Consider the following 2384-nt stretch of genomic DNA (forward strand, 5'->3'; position numbering starts at 1 on the left):
CGCCGGTGACATCCGCGAACCGCCCCCTGACATCGCGGGGTTCGACATCACAGAGGACCGGTTCGCGGCGTTGCTCGATTTCATCGATGCGAGTTTCCAGCGCGGACCGGAAGGCCCGATCCTCGTTCCGGACGCGGCCTATTCCAGGTTCGACGGCTTCTACGAAGCCAACGGCCATTTCAACGCACTGATCGGCTGCAACACCTGGACGGCGGCCGCCTTGCGCACCGCAGGCCTGCGCACCGGCTGGTGGAACCCGCTGCCTGTATCGCTCGGGCTATCGATGCGGCTGTATAATTAGCGTGGGCATTCCGCGAATTGGCGAGTGTCGCGTTCCTTCACACCCCCCTCTGTCCCGCCAACCTTTCGCAGGTTTCAGCTTTCGTCAGCCTCCGGTGCCCGCCAGCCATAGAGCCAGTCCAAATCCGCCGCGAGTTTTTCCGACGAGCGCATTTTCAGGAACACGTTGCGCGCAATCGCCACCGGCCCTGCGGCATGCCAGGCCAGCCGGTTGACAGCGCCGCGTCGGGCGACCTGCGCGACACGCGGCCGCCGTGACTGTTCCCAAACCGCAAGCGCGGCCAGCGGGTTCGTAGGGGAGGCGTAGACGGCGTCGGCAAGCGTCGCTGCATCCTCGATCGCCATGGCCGCACCTTGCGCCGCGAATGGGGTCATCGCATGCGCGGCGTCGCCGATCAGCGCCATGCCGTTCGGTGTTGTCCAGGGCTGTTGCGGGTCGACAGTGTGGATCGGCCACGCGGTCCACGGGCCGGCCTGCTCGACCAGACGGGCAAGTTCTGCCGCAGTGCCGGCAAGAGCTCGGGTCAGGATCCCGGCGTCGGCGTTGCCGGACCAGCCCTCGGCAATGCGGTCGCCCCTGGTGAAGGCCGCGAGATTGAAGGCCGCACCCTTGCTGACGGGATAGGCCACCATATGGAAGCCGGGATGCAGGAAGGTGGTGACGCAGTCCCTGGCGCCGATGGCGGCAAAGCTCTGCCCCGCGGCGCTATCGGCTGCGATGGTCGCGCGCCAGGCCAGTTCGCCGGAGAAATGGTTTCTTGGCGAAGCCGACCCCTTGGCCGAGTCGACAAGTGGGCGCACCGATGACCAGACGCCATCGGCCCCGACCAGCAGGAAGCCCTCCGCCTCGATGGTCTTGCCGTCGATCTCGGCCGTCGCCGTGATGCCATGCGGGCCGGAGGCAACGTCGCCGATGCGCGCGCCGGTGGTGAGATGGATATCCGGCACCTCGGCAACGCGCGCGGTCAATGCGCTCTGCAGATCGGCCCTGTGCGCGACGAGATAGGGTGCTTGCCAGCGGGTTTCGGCGGCTTGCCCCAGCGGCACGCGCGCCAGTTCGCGCAAGGTCGCGGCCTTCTTCAACACCACGGCTTGCGGCCGCACCGCTGCCGGCAGCAGCCGGTCGAGCACGCCAAGCTGGCGAAGGATGCGCGTCGCGTTTGGAGAGAGCTGGATGCCGGCGCCGGCAGCTTCCAGGCGCTGCGCCTGTTCGAACACCCGAACCGCGTAGCCGCGCGAGGCGAATGCAAGGGCTGCGGTCAATCCGGCGACACCGGCCCCGGCGACGACAATTTGCCGGGAACGCGTGTCGTTCATCGGGCTGGTCGCGAAAGTCTCAGGCGGCCTGTTCGATGTAGATGCATCCGGCCGGCAGCGTTTCCGTCGCCTTCAGCTTCGGCGAATAGCGGTAGAGCGTCGAGCAATAGGGACAGACTTTTTCATTGTCGTCGCCCATGTCCAGAAACACATGCGGGTGGTCGAAAGGCGGATTGGCGCCCGTGCACATGAATTCCTTCACGCCGATGTCGATTGCCGGATAGCCCGCATCGTTCTGAAAATGGGGAATGGAACCGCCTGCCATCGTCGTCTCCTTAACGCAGTCTCGTCTGCATCTGGATCATATCAGGCCTCTTTGCAAGTTCGATGAAATCAAACTGTCGCAAAAGCCTGTCAGAGGATAAGTTAAGCCGGTTAACCCATGGCCCGAAAACCGATTTCGGTTTCCGGGAGGGACCATGGGTCGCTAGAGTGACTGGCTAGCCGGCTTGAGCGGGTGTGGAAGAGCGGGAATCATGAACGAACTGAAGCCGGTGCAGAACGAATTCGTGGATGTCGAGGTGGCTCGCCCGGAAGGCGGCAACCCGGACCGGTTTGTCAACCGCGAGTTTTCCTGGCTGCAGTTCAACCGGCGCGTTCTCGAGGAGTCGCTGAACCTCAATCATCCGCTGCTGGAGCGCGTCCGCTTCCTGTCGATCTCGGCCGCCAATCTCGACGAGTTCTTCATGGTCCGAGTCGCCGGTCTTGCCGGCCAGGTGCGCGAGGGCATCACGCTGAAGAGCCCCGACGGCCGCACCCCCGAACAG

Annotated in this window: 3 protein-coding genes and 1 pseudogene; 2 read left to right on the top strand and 2 right to left on the bottom strand. The window is 64.8% G+C overall.

Features of this window, described 5'->3' with window-relative positions:
• On the top strand, positions 1-301 hold a 301-nt coding region (locus ENZ75_RS28900; protein ID WP_128278511.1), incomplete at its 5' end, for a DUF2459 domain-containing protein.
• Between the two features lie 74 nt (positions 302-375).
• Here ENZ75_RS28900 and ENZ75_RS28905 read toward each other — a convergent pair.
• Together ENZ75_RS28905 and ENZ75_RS28910 are read right to left on the bottom strand one after the other, a co-directional pair.
• Positions 376-1617 (bottom strand): FAD-dependent monooxygenase, encoded by a 1242-nt coding sequence (locus tag ENZ75_RS28905; protein ID WP_013532418.1) that lies wholly within the window; start codon positions 1615-1617, stop codon positions 376-378.
• A 19-nt stretch (positions 1618-1636) separates the two neighbouring features.
• On the bottom strand, positions 1637-1882 hold the full coding sequence (locus tag ENZ75_RS28910) for a zinc-finger domain-containing protein (protein ID WP_013532417.1): 246 nt from the start codon (positions 1880-1882) through the stop codon (positions 1637-1639).
• A gap of 211 nt (positions 1883-2093) precedes the next feature.
• On the opposite strand from ENZ75_RS28910, the pseudogene ENZ75_RS28915 reads away from it, so the two are divergent.
• Positions 2094-2384: pseudogene (locus ENZ75_RS28915) on the top strand (RNA degradosome polyphosphate kinase); the annotation flags it as partial.

The sequence above is a fragment of the Mesorhizobium sp. M7A.F.Ca.CA.002.04.1.1 genome (assembly GCF_004022805.1).
Taxonomy (GTDB): Bacteria; Pseudomonadota; Alphaproteobacteria; order Rhizobiales; family Rhizobiaceae; genus Mesorhizobium; species Mesorhizobium ciceri.